Consider the following 15,293-nt stretch of genomic DNA (forward strand, 5'->3'; position numbering starts at 1 on the left):
CAGGCGCGCGGCCTGGGTAAAGTCCAGCATGCGGTTCAGCGGCTTGATCGCCTTCGGTACCAGTGCTGGGTCGACGAAGATCTCGTTAGTGCCCTTTTGCAGGCAATCCAGCACCCGTTCCAGGGTATTCATCGCCATCCATGGGCAGTGCGCGCAACTGCGGCAGGCCGCGCCGTTACCGGCGGTCGGGGCTTCGACGAACTCTTTGTCCGGGCACAACTGCTGCATCTTGTAGAAGATGCCGCGGTCGGTGGCGACGATGAAGGTCTTGTTCGGCAGGGTCTGCGCAGCCTTGATCAGCTGGCTGGTGGAGCCGACCGCGTCGGCCAGTTCGATTACCGCTTCCGGCGATTCGGGGTGTACCAGAATCGCCGCATCCGGATACAGCGCTTTCATGTCGGCCAGCTGGCGCGACTTGAACTCTTCGTGAACGATACAGGCACCGTCCCACAGCAGCATGTCGGCGCCGGTTTGCTTCTGGATGTAGCGGCCCAGATGTTGGTCGGGGCCCCAGATGATGGTTTCGCCGTTGTCCATCAGGCTTTCGACGATTTCCAGCGCGCAGCTTGAAGTCACCACCCAGTCGGCACGGGCTTTCACCGCCGCAGAGGTGTTGGCGTAGACCACCACGGTGCGCTCGGGGTGCTGGTCGCAGAAGGCTGAGAACTCTTCCACCGGGCAGCCTAGGTCGAGCGAGCAGGTAGCCTCTAGGGTCGGCATCAGCACACGCTTTTCCGGGGTGAGGATCTTGGCGGTCTCGCCCATGAAACGTACACCGGCAACGACGACGGTTTGTGCCGGGTGGTTCTTGCCGAAGCGGGCCATTTCCAGCGAGTCGGACACGCAGCCGCCGGTTTCTTCGGCCAGCGCCTGGATGACCGGGTCGCAGTAGTAATGGGCGACCAGTACGGCGTTCTGCGCCTTGAGCTCGGCAGCGATGGCCGCACGGTATTCGGCCTCCTGCTCGGCTGTCAGCGGGTTGGGCTGCTTGGCGTCGAGGTGGGCCTGAACCAACAGGCGTTCGGAAATCTGGGTCATGATCGCTGGACCTGCAGGCGCGTGCGCGCGTCAAATCGAGTGTATCACCCGGCCCTGACAGATCGGCTAAGGGTGCCGGACGGCACGCAGGCCGCCACGGCCCTCTGCGGGCGCGGATTATTATCGGAGGCCGAAGGCTACAGATAATCCAGCGATTTCTAAAGCGGTTTTTGTGTTGCCTGTGCCGGCCACCGGGCCGGCACAGGGGCAGCGATCAACCCTGCGGCGACAGGGCGCCCAGGTGCGAGGCCATGAGCATGGCGAACTCTTCCACGGTCATCTTCTGGCCGTTGAAGTCGACCATGCCGTCGGCATAGTGCAGGCTGCTCACCACATCGGTGCCCTGCACCGTCGCCATGCCGCTCTGCAACGCCATCATGCCGACCATTTCCCCGGCCTGGCTCGATTGCAGGGCGATGGCCTGGGCGTCGGTCTGGCCGTCCAGCAGCGCCTGCAAGGTCGCCAGGTCACCGATCATGGGCTTGGACAGCGACAGCTTGCTCTTCACCTCGGTGATCAGCTGCTTGCCGAGCTGATCGGGTGGCAGGTCGAAGCTGGCCGGGGCGGCAAAGCCCATCGACAGGTCGAAGCGGCTTTCGCCATTGGCCGTCTTGAACGACAGGTTTTCAACCGCCACCCGCGGCTTGGCGGCCAGCAGCTTCTGCAGGTCGGCCTGGAACCGGGCTTTTTCTGCCTCGTCCATCTGGATTTCCGGCATCGGCTCGCCGGCAGCCGCAGCGGCCTCGAACTCCGGCAGGTGCGACTGGTACCACGCCGACAGCGCCTGCAGCGCCGGCGCATTGAGCGAAGAGACGCTTACCGCCATCTGCGCCTTGCCCACCGCCCGGTCATCCCAGCGGATGTCCTCGACCTTGTACTCCACGCGGCCACCGACAGTGTCCGCGCCCTCCAGGGTTTGCCGGACATTCTGCTGCAGGCCCTTGACCAGCAGCACCTGCTGCTTGGGCCCCAGGGTGACCTTGGTTTCGGCCAGCGCCAGGTCGACATTGCCCACATAGATGGCCTCGTGCCCGGTAGCCGACAACTGGCCATCGACCTTCAGGCCCGTGAGCTCGACCGTGGCTGGCGGCTGGTCATCGCTTACCAGCTTCATCAGCAAACGGTCGGCCTGGCCGCTGAAGGTCGAGGCCTTGCCTTGCTGGTCACCACTGACCTGCAGCTGCATGCCCGAGAAGTCGAGGCGGCTGCCGTCCGCTTCATCAAGCTTGACCGGCGCCAGCTGGACCAGGCTGGTGACATTGCCGTCGTAACCCAGGCTGGTCTGTGCAGTGACCGGAGCCTGCTCGCCCGCTGCCGCGAACCACGGCGCGGTGGTGTCGTCCTTCTGCAGCGTGCTGCTGCTGACCGCCAGCACCGGCATCAGCTGCAACGCCTTGACCCGCGACCAGGGGAACGGGCCGTGCTCGATCTGGTCGGTCACGCCTACGTCGAAGTTCAGCACCTCTCCATCACCCAGGCGGATATCCCGGGCCTTGAGCCGGTACTGGGCAGTACTGCTGAACCAATGCTGCTCCAGCGACACCCGCTCGATGCTCATGCTGCCGCCGGTGCTCACCAGGGCCTTCTTGAGTTCGGCATTGCTGCGCGACAGGGCGTTGTCGAGCTCTGTGGGAAGCTGCTTGCCGGTGTACCAGGCGCCAGCGGGAATTGCGACGGCGATGGCGATAGCCAGGCCGGAAAGGATGCCAACTGATTTCTTCATGAATGGAACCGATTTGTCCGTAAGGGGTTCGTAGGCGGCCCAGTGCCGCTGGACGCCAAGAGTACCACCGCAACCCGGGCCTGGCGCTGGCCCGACGCGATAAATCCGGGTTTTGGGAAACGCCTGACAGGCCCTGCAAGGCAGTCCGCGAGTTGTAAATTTTTTCGAACACGCAGATTGATCAAAATCGCAAAAAAACGCGCGTAAACCGAACAAGGCCTAGGATTCATCGATAGTTATTTCAGTTATGTAACATCTTGTCATGTTTAACTTGACACCAACCTACGCATCGTTTTTTATTTTCACCACTTTGCGCGTTCCCCCGCGCCTCCCGCCGCTCCGACAAAAAAGGTGAACAACATGGAGCCCACCCGCTCGCCCTTGCCGCATGCGCAATACCCCGTGCCCGCCGTTTACGCCCAGTCGCAGGAGCCATGCCAGCATGCAGCCTGACTTCAGCGCTTCCGGCAACCCGCAACTGCGCAAAACCCTGCGCCTCTGGCACGTGATCATCATCGGCCTGGCCTACCTGACGCCAATGACCGTGTTCGACACCTTTGGCATCGTCTCCGGGATTACCGCCGGCCACGTACCCAGCGCCTACATCCTGGCGCTGGCGGGGATCCTGTTCACTGCCATCAGCTACGGCACCCTGGTCAGACGTTTCCCGCAATCAGGTTCGGCCTACACCTACACCCAACGCGCGATCAACCCACACGTGGGCTTTCTGGTCGGCTGGTCGTCGTTGCTCGACTACCTGCTGTTGCCGATGGTCAACGCACTGCTGGCGAAGCTGTACCTTTCGGCCATGTTCCCGGAAGTACCGGAGTGGATGTGGGTGGCCGGTTTCGTCACCCTGATCAGCCTGATCAACATGCGCAGCGTGAACCTGGTGGCGCACTTCAACCTGCTGTTCGTGGCGGTGCAAGTGGCGATCATCGCCGTGTTCATCTACCTGTGCGTGCGCGGCCTGGGCGCGGGTGAAGGGCTGGGTACCGCGTGGAGCCTGCTGCCGTTCGCCGACGACCAGACCCAGCTCAGCGCCCTGGCCGCCGGCGCGACCATCCTGTGTTTCTCGTTCCTCGGCTTCGATGCGGTCACCTGCCTGTCCGAAGAAACCCGCGACCCAAGCAAGACCATCCCGCGGGCAATCTTCCTCACCGCCCTGATCGGTGGCGCGGTGTTCATCACCGTGTCGTACTTCATTCAGGCCTACTTCCCGACCATGGCACGCTTCCACGACCATGAAGCGGCACTGCCGGAAATTGCCCTGTATGTGGGCGGCAAGCTGTTCCAGTCGATTTTCATCGCCTGCACGGTGATCAATACCATCGCCTCGGGCCTGGCCTCGCAGACCAGCGTGTCGCGCCTGCTGTACGTGATGGGCCGTGACAACGTGATCCCGGCCAGCCTGTTCGCCCGCCTGCACTCGCGCTACAAGACGCCGGTGCTGAACATTGCCGTGGTCGGGCTGATTTCGCTGTCGGCGATCTTCTTCGACCTGGTGACCGCCACGTCGATCATCAACTTCGGCGCCCTGGTCGCATTCAGCTTCGTCAACCTGTCGGTGATCAACCACTGCTACCTGCGCGAAGGCAAGCGCCAGGGCCTGGCCAACCAGCTGACGTACCTGGTCGCACCGACCATCGGCTTCTGCATCATCGTCTCGCTGTGGCTGGACCTGAATGCCAACTCGTTGCTGTTCGGCGGGGTCTGGGCCGTGCTCGGCGTGCTGTACCTCGCCTGGCTGACCAAAGCCTTCAGGGATTCGCCGCCCAACTACATTGCTGAATGACCCACGCTGCCCCCAACGCCCGCGCCTGTTCGCGGGCGTTGCATTTGATCGAAAAGGAAAGCCCTGATGCCGCTGCGTCGCCTCTCCATCCAGTGGAAAATCACCCTGCTTGCCGGCTTGTGCCTGCTGGCCATCGTCGCCCTGCTGGTGACAACCTCGCTGGCCCAGGCCCGGCGCAGCGCGGAGCTGGTCAACCTGGCCAACACCGAAATGCTCGACAACAGCGCGCGCCAGCGCCTGCAAGCCCTTGCCGAAACCCAGGCGCTGCGTACCCAGCGCTATTTCATGGACGCCTATCAGTACGCCAATGGCTTTGCCCGCCTGGTGCAGGTGCTCAAGGCCCGCGGTGGCAGCGACCTGCGTAGCGAACTGACACGCCAGGCCCGTGCCAGCCTGGCCGACAACCCGGCTGTGATCGGCCTGTACCTGGTGTTCCAGCCCGACGCCCTCGGCCAGGACAGCCAGTATGTCGGCCAGGAGGCGACGGGCAGCAATGACAGCGGGCGCTTCTCGCTGTACTGGTCGCAGCCCAGCCCCGGCGCCCTTGAACTTGAAGCCATGCCGGAATCGATGCTCGGCGACGCCGGCATCGGTAGCAATGGCGTGGCGAAGAACCGCTGGCTGACCTGCCCGCAGGATACTGCCAGCGCCTGCGTGCTGGAGCCCTACCTCGACGACGTGAATGGCCGCCAGGTGCTGATGACCAGCATTGCCCTGCCGCTGCTGGAGCACGGCAAGGTGGTCGGCGTGGTCGGCCTGGATATCGGCCTGAGCAACCTGCAGCAACTGAGCCTGGATGGCCGCCGGGAGCTGTTCGACGGCCAGGGCCAGGTCAGTATCGCCAGCGCCAGCGGCCTGCTGGCCGGCAACAGCCGTGACGCCAGCATACTTGGCAAGCCCATGGACAAGGCGGTAGCCGACGGCCTGCTGCGCGTGGCTCACCCCTTCACGCCGATCCCCGGCACCGCCAACTGGCAGGTGCTGCTGGAAGTACCCGAAAGCGTGCTGCAGGCTCCCGCGGTCGCCCTCAACCAGCGCCTGGACCAGCATAACCAGAGCGCCAACCTCATCAGCCTGCTGGTCGGCCTGGGCGCTGCGGTAGCCGGCTTGCTGCTGATAGGGTTGACCGCACGCGGCGTCTCCCGGCCGATCCTGGCGGTGGCCGCACGCCTGAAAGACATCGCCAGTGGCGAAGGCGACCTCACCCGGCGCCTGGACTACGCCCGCCAGGACGAACTGGGCCAGCTCAGCGGCTGGTTCAACCGCTTCCTCGACAAGCTGCAACCGGTGATTGCCCAGGTCAAGGGTTCACTGCAGCAAGCCCGCGACACCGCCGACCAGTCGGCGGCCATTGCCAGCCAGACCAGCAACGGCATGCAGCAACAGCACCGCGAGATCGAACAGGTGGCCACCGCCGCCAACGAAATGAGCGCCACCGCCCTGGATGTCGCCCATAACGCCGCGCAGGCGGCGCAGGCCGCACGCGCTGCCGACCAGGCCAGCCGCGAAGGCCTGCAATTGATCGACAGCACGCGTCAGGGCATCGACCGCCTAGCCGCCGGCATGGACACCGCCATGGGCGAGGCGCGAGCGCTGGAAGATCGCAGCGGGCAGATCGGCTCGGTACTGGAAGTGATCCGCAGCATTGCCGAACAGACCAACCTGCTGGCCCTCAATGCCGCCATCGAGGCCGCCCGCGCCGGCGAAGCCGGGCGTGGCTTTGCCGTGGTCGCCGATGAAGTGCGCGGCCTGGCCCAGCGCACGCAGACATCGGTGGAAGAAATTCGCCAGGTCATCGAAGGCTTGCAGCAAGGCACCCAGGATGTGGTGGACGCCATGCACCAGGGCCAACGCCAGGCCCAGGCCAGCGCCCTGGGAATGGAGCAGGCACTGCCGGCCCTGCAGCGCATCGGCGAAGCGGTGGCAGTGATCAGCGACATGAACCTGCAGATTGCCTCGGCGGCCGAAGAGCAGAGCGCAGTGGCCGAGGAAGTGAACCGCAACGTGGCGGGCATTCGCGACGTTACCGAATCGCTGGCCGGCCAGGCCGACGAATCGGCGCGGATCAGCCAGGCCCTGAACCGGCTGGCCAACCAGCAGCAGGCGCTGATGGAGCAGTTCCGCGTCTAACCTGTCAGGGCCACTGCGCCTTTTCGCGGGCTTGCCCGCTCCCACAGGTTTTGTACCGACACCGAAGGCGGCACCGGACCTGTGGGAGCGGGCGAGCCCGCGAAGAGGCCCTGACAGGCGATACAGAATCAATGTTTTTTACCGAGCACATCTTATGCAAACCGCAACCCGCTCCACCTTCTTCGACCTCACCAGCGAACAGGGCCTGCTGCGCACCTCGATCGCCGTGACCCTGTTCATCGCCCTTATCGGCATCGCCTTCGGCCTGGCCTCTGGCTCGTTCTCCATCGTCTTCGATGGCGTCTACTCGCTGGTCGACGCCAGCATGAGCGGGCTGTCACTGGTGGTGGTCAGGCTGATCACCGCACATACCACCAGCGTGCAGATGTCGCGCAAGCTGCGCGAACGCTTCACCATGGGTTTCTGGCACCTGGAGCCGATGGTGCTGGCGCTCAATGGCATCCTCCTGAGCAGCGTGGCCATCTATGCACTGATCAACGCCGTCAGCAGCCTGCTGCAAGGCGGGCGCCACCTGGAGTTCGGCATCGCCATGGTCTACGCGCTGCTGACCGTCATCGCCTGCGTGACCATCGCCGTGGTCGAGGCCCGCGCCAACCGCGAGCTGGGCTCGGATTTCGTGCGCATGGACGTCAAAGGCTGGGTGATGTCGGCCAGCATCACCGCCGCCCTGCTGATCGCCTTCTGCTTTGGCTACGCCGTGCAAGGCACACAATGGGAGTGGGTGTCGCCGTACATCGACCCGGCGGTGCTGGCGCTGGTGTGCCTGGTGATCGTGCCGCTGCCGATGGCGGTAGTGCGCCAGGCGCTTTCGGAAATCTTCCTGGTGACACCGGGCGACCTCAAGCTGCATGTGGATGAAGTGGCCAAGGCCTTCGTCGCCCGCCACGGGCTGCAGTCGTACCGCGCCTATGTAGCCAAGGTCGGGCGCTCGCGGGAAATCGAGCTGTACTTCATCGTGCCCAAGAGCATGGCAGCGAAAAGCATCGATGAGTGGGATGCGTGGCGCAACGAGATCGGGGATGCGGTGGGCGGCGAAGGGCCGGACCGCTGGCTGACGGTGGTGTTTACCGGCGACCCGGAGTGGGCCGAATGAACTGCCGTGCTGCCAAAGGCCCGTCATGAACCCGGGCCATTTGCTATGATCGCGCAAAACTTGGCGGAGCCGGACGCATGCTTAACCCCCTGAAAATCATCAAGGAAAATCGCTACAAAAGGTTGGTCAGGGCATCAGGCGGAAAGCTTGCAGGCGGCACCGACACCTTCAGCAAGGGCGCGCAAGCCCACATCGAGGCCCCGGTCCAGCTCGGACATATTCGTATCGAGGCGAGCAACCTGAGCATCGGCGCACACACCTACATACGCAGTGACTGCACGCTGTCGTTGGTAGCCTCGATCGGTCGGTTCTGCTCGATCGGGTCTGGCTGCACCATCGGCCAGGAAAAGAACACGCACCCCTCGGCCTGGGTGAGCACCCACCCGTTCCAGTATGAAAACAATCGACTTCGCTACGATCCGCAGATTTCCTACGCCAACATTGGCCATGACGTATGGATAGGTGCTGAGGCCACCGTGCTTGAAGGCGTGACGGTGGGTACAGGCGCGATCATCGCCACGCGGGCGCTGGTTACACGAGACGTGCCACCTTATGCGATCGTAGGCGGCAATCCAGCCAGGATCATCCGCTTTCGTCACCCCGATGACCTGATCGAACGGCTGCTGGCGAGCAAATGGTGGGAGCTGGAACTCGACACACTCAAAGCACTGCCGCTCGACCATCCTTCGCACTTTCTGGAGGCCCTCGAAGCCCTCGGGCCGAAAGCGGCGGCCAGTTACAAGACATTGAAGCTGAATAAACGCAGCGCGACCCAACTGTAGGTCGGAGGGCTGCGTTGCAGCCCTATCGCAACACCAGCCCGCCCCTGCCGCTGGGCGCGGCAGGCGACTGACCGAATCCCGCCAACCGGAAACGAAAAAGCCCGCCACCGTTGCCGGTAGCGGGCTTTGACGTACTGCATATGGTGGGTCGTGTAGGATTCGAACCTACGACCAATTGGTTAAAAGCCAACTGCTCTACCAACTGAGCTAACGACCCGTTGGATGGCGCGTATAATACTGATTTCTAACGGGAAATCAACACCCCACCACAACTTTTTTTAAAGATATCGCGTCGGGTCGGCAACACCGGCGGCCTTGAAGCCGTCAGCACGCAGGCGGCAGCTGTCACATTTGCCGCAGGCACGGCCGTCATCGTCGGCCTGGTAGCAGGAAACGGTCAGGCTGTAGTCCACACCGCGCGCGATACCAGCCTGCACGATCTGCGCCTTGCTCATGTTCTGCAGCGGTGCCTGGATACGGAAGCCCTGCCCTTCAACACCGGCCTTGGTCGCCAGGTTGGCCATGCGCTCGAAGGCTTCGACGAACTCGGGGCGGCAGTCCGGGTAGCCGGAATAATCCACGGCATTGACACCAATGAAGATGTCACGGGCTTCCAGCACTTCTGCCCAGCCCAGGGCCAGGGACAGAAACACGGTGTTGCGCGCCGGCACGTAGGTGACCGGGATGCCTTCACTCGGGGCTTCTGGTACGTCGATGCTGCTATCGGTCAATGCCGAGCCGCCTATGCCGTTCAGGTTCAGGCCAATCACCTTGTGCTCGACCACACCCAGGTCGCGGGCGACCCGGGCTGCGGCGTTCAGCTCGGCGCGGTGACGCTGGCCATAGTCGAAGCTCATGGTGTAGCAGCTGTAGCCTTCGGCCTTGGCCATGGCGACCACCGTGGCCGAGTCCAGGCCACCGGACAACAGGATTACTGCGCGTTTCTCGCTCATGTGTAGTTGCTCCTCAACGTCCGGGTTCGTCGTTCCACAGCAGCTTGTGCAGCTGCAGCTGAAAGCGCACAGGCAGGTTGTCGGCGACAATCCAGTCGGCCAGCTCGCTGGCGTTCAGCTGCTGGTAGCTGGGCGAAAACAGCACCTCACCGGCACGCTCGGCCAGGTTGTACTGAATGAGTTTGGAAACCGCCCAGTCGTAATCCTCGCGGGAACAGATGACGAACTTGACCTGGTCATTGCGGGTCAGCTGCTCGATGTTCTCGTAGCGGTTACGGTGCGACTCCTCGGAGCCGGGGGTCTTCAGGTCGAGCACACGGCTGACCCGGGTATCGGTGCCGGAAATGTCCAGCGCACCGCTGGTTTCCAGCGAAACCTCGTAACCGGCGTCACACAGGCGTTGCAGCAGCGGCAAGGCGTTGGGCTGGGCCAAGGGCTCGCCACCGGTCACGCAGACGTAGCGCGGCTTGAAGCTGGCGACCTGCTCGAGGATGGAATCGAGGCTGCGCAGGGTACCGCCACTGAAGGCATAGGCACTGTCGCAGTACTGGCAGCGCAGGGGGCAACCGGTGAGCCGCACGAATACCGTGGGCAACCCAGCCGTTCGCGTTTCACCCTGCAAAGAGTAAAAGACTTCGGTGATGCGTAATGTGTCTTGCATGCTCGCCACGGGCGTGACAGCTAAACAGGCTGTCCGCCTCCGTCAGGCACTGTCGCGGACTCGACATAGCGTTATCCGCAACAGCGTGTTTACGAAAAAAGGGCAATGATTCTAACGAAAAAACCCGCGACAGGCGCGGGTTTATTTCAAACGGGACAGTTCAGAGCTTCTGCAGGTCACGTTGGGCCAGCTGCGCGGCGGAAGTGCCGGGGTACTGGCTGATGACCTGCTGCAGAATGCCCTTGACCTTGTCGGTGTGCCCCATGCGGCGTTCGACGTCAGCCAGCTTGTACAGCGAATCCGGCACCTTGCTGTGCTTCGGATACTTCTGGCTGACCTGGGCGAAGGCCTGGCTGGCGGCGGGCAGGTCGCCCTTGGCCAGGTTGACCTCACCCAGCCAGTACTGGGCATTGCCGGCGTACTGGCTGTTGGGATATTTGCGCAAGAAGGCGCCGAAGGCCTGGCTGGCCTTGTCGAAGTCTTTCTGCTTGATCAGGTCGAAAGCGGCATCGTAGTAGAGCTTTTCTTTCGCCGGATCACCGGGCTCGCTACTGGCGGCCGGTTGTTGCGCAGCAGCCCCCGCTGCTGCATCGGGGGCGGCATTCGAGACACCACCACCGGAGGAATTGTCAGGGGTCGCGGCAGGCGCGGCGCCACTGTTGATGCGACGGTCCAGGTCCTGGTAACGCTCCAGGTTTTCCTGCTTCATGCGCGACACATCGTTCTGCAGCTCTTCGATGATGCCTTGCTGGCGGGAAAGCTGATCCTGCATCTGTTGCAACTGCATGAACAGCTGGCCCTGTGCAGAGGCAGGGGCCGAAGCCCCTGACCCGGCATAGGCGCCGCTCGTGCCATAACCCGCAGGCGGATAACTGCCTGCGTTGTCATCAACTACAGGAACCTCAGCCCAGGCCGCGAGCGGCAGGCTGAGTGCGAGGACGGTTACTACACGGCGGCCCATACGCATGAGAACTTACTTACGCAGTTCTACGCGACGGTTCTGAGCCCAGGACTGCTCGTCGTTGCCGGTGGCAACCGGACGCTCTTCACCGTAGGAAACCAGTTCCAGCTGAGCAGGGGAAACGCCCTGCAGAACCAGGTAGCGCTGGACGGCCTTGGCACGACGCTCACCCAGAGCCATGTTGTACTCGCGGGTGCCGCGCTCGTCGGTGTTGCCTTCCAGAACAACGCGGTTGCCGTTGGCTTTCAGGTCCTTGGCGTGAACGTCCAGAGCGCGCATGGCTTCTGGCTTCAGGTCCGAGCTGTCGTATTCGAAGTAGAAGGTGGTGATTGCGCGCAGAGCAGCTTCTTCGCTCAGGGAGCCGTCAACAGCACCAGCGTTGGCACCGTAGCCAGCGTTCGGGTCTACAGCAGCGCCTTCGCCTGCGTTGTCACCGCCCTTCGAGGAGCAACCTACAGCTACGGCCATGGCCAGAGCCAGCGCAGCAAATTTACCAAACTTCAGCATTTCCATCGTGAAACTCCTAATGAAACCCCAGTGTGTTAAGCAAAAGTATTACGCCGCAATCAGTTCAGGTAAGGGGACCAGGACGGTTCTCTGACTTCGCCTTGAGCGGTAGGAAGTGGGAGCCTCACGCGTCCATTCAGCGACACGAGCATCAAGACTCCCCGGCCCTGCTGGCGGGTGGCGTAGATTAGCATGGTGCCGTTTGGCGCAACAGTGGGAGACTCATCAAGACTTGTCTCGGAGAGAATCTTTACACTTCCGCGCTGCAAATCCTGGGCCGCCACCTTGAAGTTGGTGAAGCCCTGCTGGCGATGGATCATCACCAGGGTCTTTTCGTCCGCCGACAGTTTCGGGTTGGCGTTGTAGTTACCGACGAAGGTTACACGCTCGGCGCCACCGCCACCGACCGACTGCTTGTAGATCTGCGGCTTGCCGCCACGGTCGGAGGTGAAGTACAGGGTGTTGCCGTCCTTGCCCCAGAACGGTTCGGTGTTGATGCCCGGGCCTGCAGTGACGCGGCTGATCTGGCGCGACGCCACGTTCATCACGTAGATGTCCGGGTTGCCGTCCTTCGACAGCACGAACGCCAGGCGGGTACCGTCCGGCGACCAGGCTGGTGCACCGTTCAGGCCTTCGAAGTTGGTGACCTGCTCGCGGCGGCCGGTATCGATGTGCTGGATGAAGATACGTGGGCGCTTCTGCTCGAACGAGACATAGGCGATACGCTTGCCATCCGGCGCAAAGCGTGGCGACAGGATCGGTTCACGCGATTGCAGCAGGGTGACTGCACGTGCACCGTCGTAGTCCGAACGCTGCAGGGTGTAGCGGGTGTTGTTGGTTGAGAAACGCTCGGCCGTCACGTACAGCATGCGGGTGGAGAACGCACCCTTGATGCCGGTGAGTTTCTCGAACGACTGGTCGGAAATGTAGTGGGCCATGTCGCGCAGTTGGTCGACACTGCCCGCCACGCTGCCGGTCAGTACTTGCTGCTCGGTGGCGACGTTGAACAGCGCGTACTGCACCTGCAGGCGACCGCCCGACGGCACGATGCTGCCGACCATCACATACTGTGCGCCCAGTGCTTTCCAGTCACGGAAGATCACTTCGCTGGCCTGCGACGGCTGGCTGATCATGTTCTGCCGCGGAATCGGCGAGTAATAGCCAGAGTTGCGCAGGTCATTGCCGATGATGTCGGCCATGTCTTCCGGCAGCACGCTGCCGCCCTGCAGCCCGAACGGCACTACCGCGATGGGGGTGGCCCGGTCGCTGCCGCTGGTGACCAGGATGTTCTTTTCCTCTGCCACGGCCATGCCTGCCACGCAGCACAGCATGACCAGCAGCCCTCTCAGACGTTTAATCACAACGCTAGATCCTCAGGTGTAAATGTCATCTTGAACGAACGATATTGGTTGAAATCGCTCGGCTTCATACCCTGCATTTCGGTCAGGCGACCGATGTTCTTCACCGCAGCCACCGCCGAACTGTCGTACGGGCCGTCACCACTGGACCGGGCCACGCTGACGTTGGTGATGGTACCGTCCGGCAACATGTTGATCTGCAGGACCACCGTCATGCCCTTGCGCGCGGAAGGCGGACGTGCCCAACCCTCGGCCGCGCGCAGGCGGATCAGATCGTCGAAGTCGCCGGCCACCTGGTCACCCTGTTCGTCGGCCAGCGCCTGCTGCCGTTCGGTGGTGTCGGACAACAGCTCGGCCAGGGCCTGGGCTTTCTTGTCTTCCGCCGCCTTGCGGGCCGCTTCCTGTGCCTTTTTCTTCTGGGCGTCTGCAGCGGCCTTCTTCTTGGCCTCTTCAGCTGCCTTTTTCTTCGCTTCCTCGGCTGCCGCTTTCTTCTTGGCGTCCTCGGCTGCTTTCTTCTTGGCCTCTTCGGCCGCCTTTTTCTTGGCGTCCTCAGCGGCTTGTTTCTTCGCCTCTTCAGCGGCCTCTTTCTTGGCCTCTTCTTCGGCTTTTTTCTTGGCTTCTTCCTCGGCCTTCTTCTTGGCGATGTCGGCCTGCTGCTTCTCGGCGGCTTTCTTCGCCTCTTCGGCCTTCTTGGCTTCGGCGGCTTTCTTGGCCTCGGCAGCCTTGGCGGCTTCGGCAGCGGCCTCGGCCTTCTTGGCTTCGGCAGCCTCGCGGGCCTCTTCGGCCTTTTGAGCGGCGTCGGCTTTCTTTTGTTCCGCGGCCTTCACGGCCTCCTGCTCGATCTTCTTCTGTTCCAGCTGCTCGACCTCGGTCTGGCGCGAAGCGGTCTTCTTCGCTTCCCCGGCAATCTTCTGATTGGTCTGGGTGGTCGCCTGGCTCTTGGACTTGAGCTGGTACAGGGTAGCCTGGACGATCGGCTTGGAGGGCGGCAGCTCGGGCGTCATGGCAAAACTGACGAACAGCAGGGCAAACACCAGCACATGCAGGCCGATGGCCCAGACACTGGGCCAGAAGTAGCTTTCCGAGGCGGATGGCTCTCGCTGTTGCATCAGGGCGCCTCGGTAATCAGGCCAACGTTACCGACACCGGCCTTCTGCAACCCGCCCATGGCACCCATGACCGCGCCATAGTCGACAGCCTTGTCGCCACGAATGAACACCTGGGTCTGCTTGCCCTGGTCACGGCCGGCGGCAATGATCTTGGTCACGGCGTCGGTCATTGCAGGCAAGGTCATGGCCTTGTCCATCTGCTTGTCGGTATCGACTTCGCTGCCGAGGTTCCAGTAATAGGTCTTGTCGGCCTTGATGGAGATGGTGAGGATCTGGACGTTGTTGTCCTGCGGCAAGGCTTCGCTGGAAACCTTGGGCAGGTCGACCTTGACGCCCTGGTTGAGCATGGGCGCCGTCACCATGAAGATGACCAGCAGCACCAGCATCACGTCGATGTAGGGCACCACGTTCATCTCGGCGACGGGCTTGCGTTTGTGGCGAACTCGGGCCATGGGCTTCTACCTGATTACTCTTCGCTGGTGTGCACTTTGCGGTGCAGGATCGCCTGGAACTCGTCGGCGAAGGTGTAGTAACGACCGATCAGCACTTCACTGCGGGCCGAGAAGCGGTTGTAGGCGATGACCGCCGGGATTGCCGCGAACAGGCCGATGGCAGTGGCGATCAGCGCTTCGGCGATACCCGGGGCGACCGTGGCCAGGGTGGCCTGCTGGGCGCTGGCCAGGCCGCGGAAGGAGTTCATGATGCCCCACACGGTACCGAACAGGCCGATATACGGGCTGGTCGAACCGACGGTGGCGAGGAACGGCAGGCTCTGCTCGAGTTTTTCTTCCTCGCGCGAGATGGCCACGCGCATGGCCCGGGCAACGCCCTCCATGACCGCGTCCGGGTCAACGCCCGGCTGCTGGCGCAGGCGCGAGAATTCCTTGAAACCGGCACGGAACACTTGCTCGACACCGGAATCCGGGTCCGGGTTGCTGCCTGCCTGGCGATACAGCTTGGACAGGTCGATGCCCGACCAGAAGCGTTCCTCGAAGGCATCCAGCGCACGACGACCGGCGCGCAGCATGGTGCTGCGCTGGAAGATCATGATCCATGATGTGACCGAGGCGGCCACCAGGGTCAGCATTACCAGCTGTACTACCACGCTGGCATTGCTGACCAGACTCCACATGGAGGTATGGTCGACGACGTTAGCTTCCAC

Annotated in this window: 14 protein-coding genes, 1 tRNA gene and 1 pseudogene; 5 read left to right on the forward strand and 11 right to left on the reverse strand. The window is 62.7% G+C overall.

All coding sequences use genetic code 11. The features are described 5' to 3' along the window. Positions 1-1,038: quinolinate synthase NadA (gene nadA / locus QSV36_RS08000; protein ID WP_289131104.1), on the reverse strand; the 1,038-nt coding region annotated here is incomplete at its 3' end. 214 nt (positions 1,039-1,252) lie between these two features. Further along, on the reverse strand, positions 1,253-2,761 hold the full coding sequence (locus tag QSV36_RS08005; RefSeq protein ID WP_289131105.1) for a YdgA family protein: 1,509 nt from the start codon (positions 2,759-2,761) through the stop codon (positions 1,253-1,255). Positions 2,762-3,203: 442 nt separating this feature from the next. On the opposite strand from QSV36_RS08005, the gene QSV36_RS08010 reads away from it, so the two are divergent. The 5 genes and pseudogenes from QSV36_RS08010 to QSV36_RS08025 all read left to right on the forward strand — a co-directional run bounded on the left by QSV36_RS08010 (position 3,204) and on the right by QSV36_RS08025 (position 8,582). Further along, positions 3,204-4,556 carry an APC family permease gene (locus tag QSV36_RS08010; protein WP_289131106.1) on the forward strand — a complete coding sequence of 451 codons (1,353 nt, stop codon included), beginning with the start codon at positions 3,204-3,206 and terminating at the stop codon, positions 4,554-4,556. A 285-nt stretch (positions 4,557-4,841) separates the two neighbouring features. Beyond that, positions 4,842-5,828: pseudogene (locus QSV36_RS26020) on the forward strand (methyl-accepting chemotaxis protein); the annotation flags it as partial. A gap of 102 nt (positions 5,829-5,930) precedes the next feature. Then, on the forward strand, positions 5,931-6,686 hold the full coding sequence (locus QSV36_RS26025) for a methyl-accepting chemotaxis protein (protein ID WP_440808668.1): 756 nt from the start codon (positions 5,931-5,933) through the stop codon (positions 6,684-6,686). Positions 6,687-6,840: 154 nt separating this feature from the next. Then, a complete protein-coding gene (locus QSV36_RS08020; RefSeq protein WP_289131108.1) occupies positions 6,841-7,800 on the forward strand; it encodes a cation diffusion facilitator family transporter in 960 nt (319 codons plus the stop codon). Positions 7,801-7,877: 77 nt separating this feature from the next. Then, entirely contained in the window at positions 7,878-8,582 is a 705-nt protein-coding gene (locus QSV36_RS08025) for a CatB-related O-acetyltransferase (RefSeq protein WP_289131109.1), read from the forward strand. Between the two features lie 141 nt (positions 8,583-8,723). Here the strand turns inward: QSV36_RS08025 and QSV36_RS08030 are convergent. The 9 genes from QSV36_RS08030 to tolQ form a co-directional block, all read right to left on the reverse strand. Further along, positions 8,724-8,799 (reverse strand) — tRNA-Lys (locus QSV36_RS08030). Between the two features lie 61 nt (positions 8,800-8,860). Then, the gene (gene queC, locus QSV36_RS08035; RefSeq protein ID WP_289131110.1) at positions 8,861-9,535 is read right to left on the reverse strand and encodes a 7-cyano-7-deazaguanine synthase QueC; all 675 of its coding nucleotides are present in this window, start codon (positions 9,533-9,535) and stop codon (positions 8,861-8,863) included. 13 nt (positions 9,536-9,548) lie between these two features. Continuing rightward, complete coding sequence (gene queE / locus QSV36_RS08040) at positions 9,549-10,196, reverse strand: 7-carboxy-7-deazaguanine synthase QueE (protein WP_289131111.1); 648 nt, start codon at positions 10,194-10,196, stop codon at positions 9,549-9,551. 160 nt (positions 10,197-10,356) lie between these two features. Beyond that, positions 10,357-11,163 carry a tol-pal system protein YbgF gene (ybgF, locus tag QSV36_RS08045; RefSeq protein WP_225778866.1) on the reverse strand — a complete coding sequence of 269 codons (807 nt, stop codon included), beginning with the start codon at positions 11,161-11,163 and terminating at the stop codon, positions 10,357-10,359. Between the two features lie 6 nt (positions 11,164-11,169). After that, positions 11,170-11,670, reverse strand: a complete 501-nt coding sequence (gene pal / locus QSV36_RS08050; RefSeq protein WP_015271469.1) for a peptidoglycan-associated lipoprotein Pal — start codon at positions 11,668-11,670, stop codon at positions 11,170-11,172. A 53-nt stretch (positions 11,671-11,723) separates the two neighbouring features. Next, a complete protein-coding gene (gene tolB / locus QSV36_RS08055) occupies positions 11,724-12,995 on the reverse strand; it encodes a Tol-Pal system beta propeller repeat protein TolB (RefSeq protein ID WP_189665511.1) in 1,272 nt (423 codons plus the stop codon). A 26-nt stretch (positions 12,996-13,021) separates the two neighbouring features. Next, complete coding sequence (gene tolA, locus QSV36_RS08060) at positions 13,022-14,131, reverse strand: cell envelope integrity protein TolA (protein ID WP_225778867.1); 1,110 nt, start codon at positions 14,129-14,131, stop codon at positions 13,022-13,024. Next, positions 14,131-14,583 carry a protein TolR gene (gene tolR, locus QSV36_RS08065; protein ID WP_003254760.1) on the reverse strand — a complete coding sequence of 151 codons (453 nt, stop codon included), beginning with the start codon at positions 14,581-14,583 and terminating at the stop codon, positions 14,131-14,133. The genes tolA and tolR overlap by 1 nt, the downstream gene beginning before the upstream one ends. A 14-nt stretch (positions 14,584-14,597) precedes the next feature. Then, positions 14,598-15,293 (reverse strand): protein TolQ, encoded by a 696-nt coding sequence (tolQ, locus tag QSV36_RS08070; protein ID WP_114169711.1) that lies wholly within the window; start codon positions 15,291-15,293, stop codon positions 14,598-14,600.

It is taken from the genome of Pseudomonas sp. BCRC 81390 (genome assembly GCF_030341915.1).
Taxonomy (GTDB): domain Bacteria; phylum Pseudomonadota; class Gammaproteobacteria; order Pseudomonadales; family Pseudomonadaceae; genus Aquipseudomonas.

Bases quoted from the DNA above. Each gene is read 5' to 3' on its own strand.
- queC (WP_289131110.1), bottom strand. From the start codon at position 9,535: ATGAGCGAGAAACGCGCAGTAATCCTGTTGTCCGGTGGCCTGGACTCG.
- pal (WP_015271469.1), bottom strand. From the start codon at position 11,670: ATGGAAATGCTGAAGTTTGGTAAATTTGCTGCGCTGGCTCTGGCCATG.
- QSV36_RS08010 (WP_289131106.1), top strand. From the start codon at position 3,204: ATGCAGCCTGACTTCAGCGCTTCCGGCAACCCGCAACTGCGCAAAACC.
- QSV36_RS26025 (WP_440808668.1), top strand. From the start codon at position 5,931: ATGCAGCAACAGCACCGCGAGATCGAACAGGTGGCCACCGCCGCCAAC.
- QSV36_RS08005 (WP_289131105.1), bottom strand. From the start codon at position 2,761: ATGAAGAAATCAGTTGGCATCCTTTCCGGCCTGGCTATCGCCATCGCC.
- tolA (WP_225778867.1), bottom strand. From the start codon at position 14,131: ATGCAACAGCGAGAGCCATCCGCCTCGGAAAGCTACTTCTGGCCCAGT.
- tolB (WP_189665511.1), bottom strand. From the start codon at position 12,995: ATGCTGTGCTGCGTGGCAGGCATGGCCGTGGCAGAGGAAAAGAACATC.
- ybgF (WP_225778866.1), bottom strand. From the start codon at position 11,163: ATGCGTATGGGCCGCCGTGTAGTAACCGTCCTCGCACTCAGCCTGCCG.
- queE (WP_289131111.1), bottom strand. From the start codon at position 10,196: ATGCAAGACACATTACGCATCACCGAAGTCTTTTACTCTTTGCAGGGT.
- tolR (WP_003254760.1), bottom strand. From the start codon at position 14,583: ATGGCCCGAGTTCGCCACAAACGCAAGCCCGTCGCCGAGATGAACGTG.
- QSV36_RS08020 (WP_289131108.1), top strand. From the start codon at position 6,841: ATGCAAACCGCAACCCGCTCCACCTTCTTCGACCTCACCAGCGAACAG.
- QSV36_RS08025 (WP_289131109.1), top strand. From the start codon at position 7,878: ATGCTTAACCCCCTGAAAATCATCAAGGAAAATCGCTACAAAAGGTTG.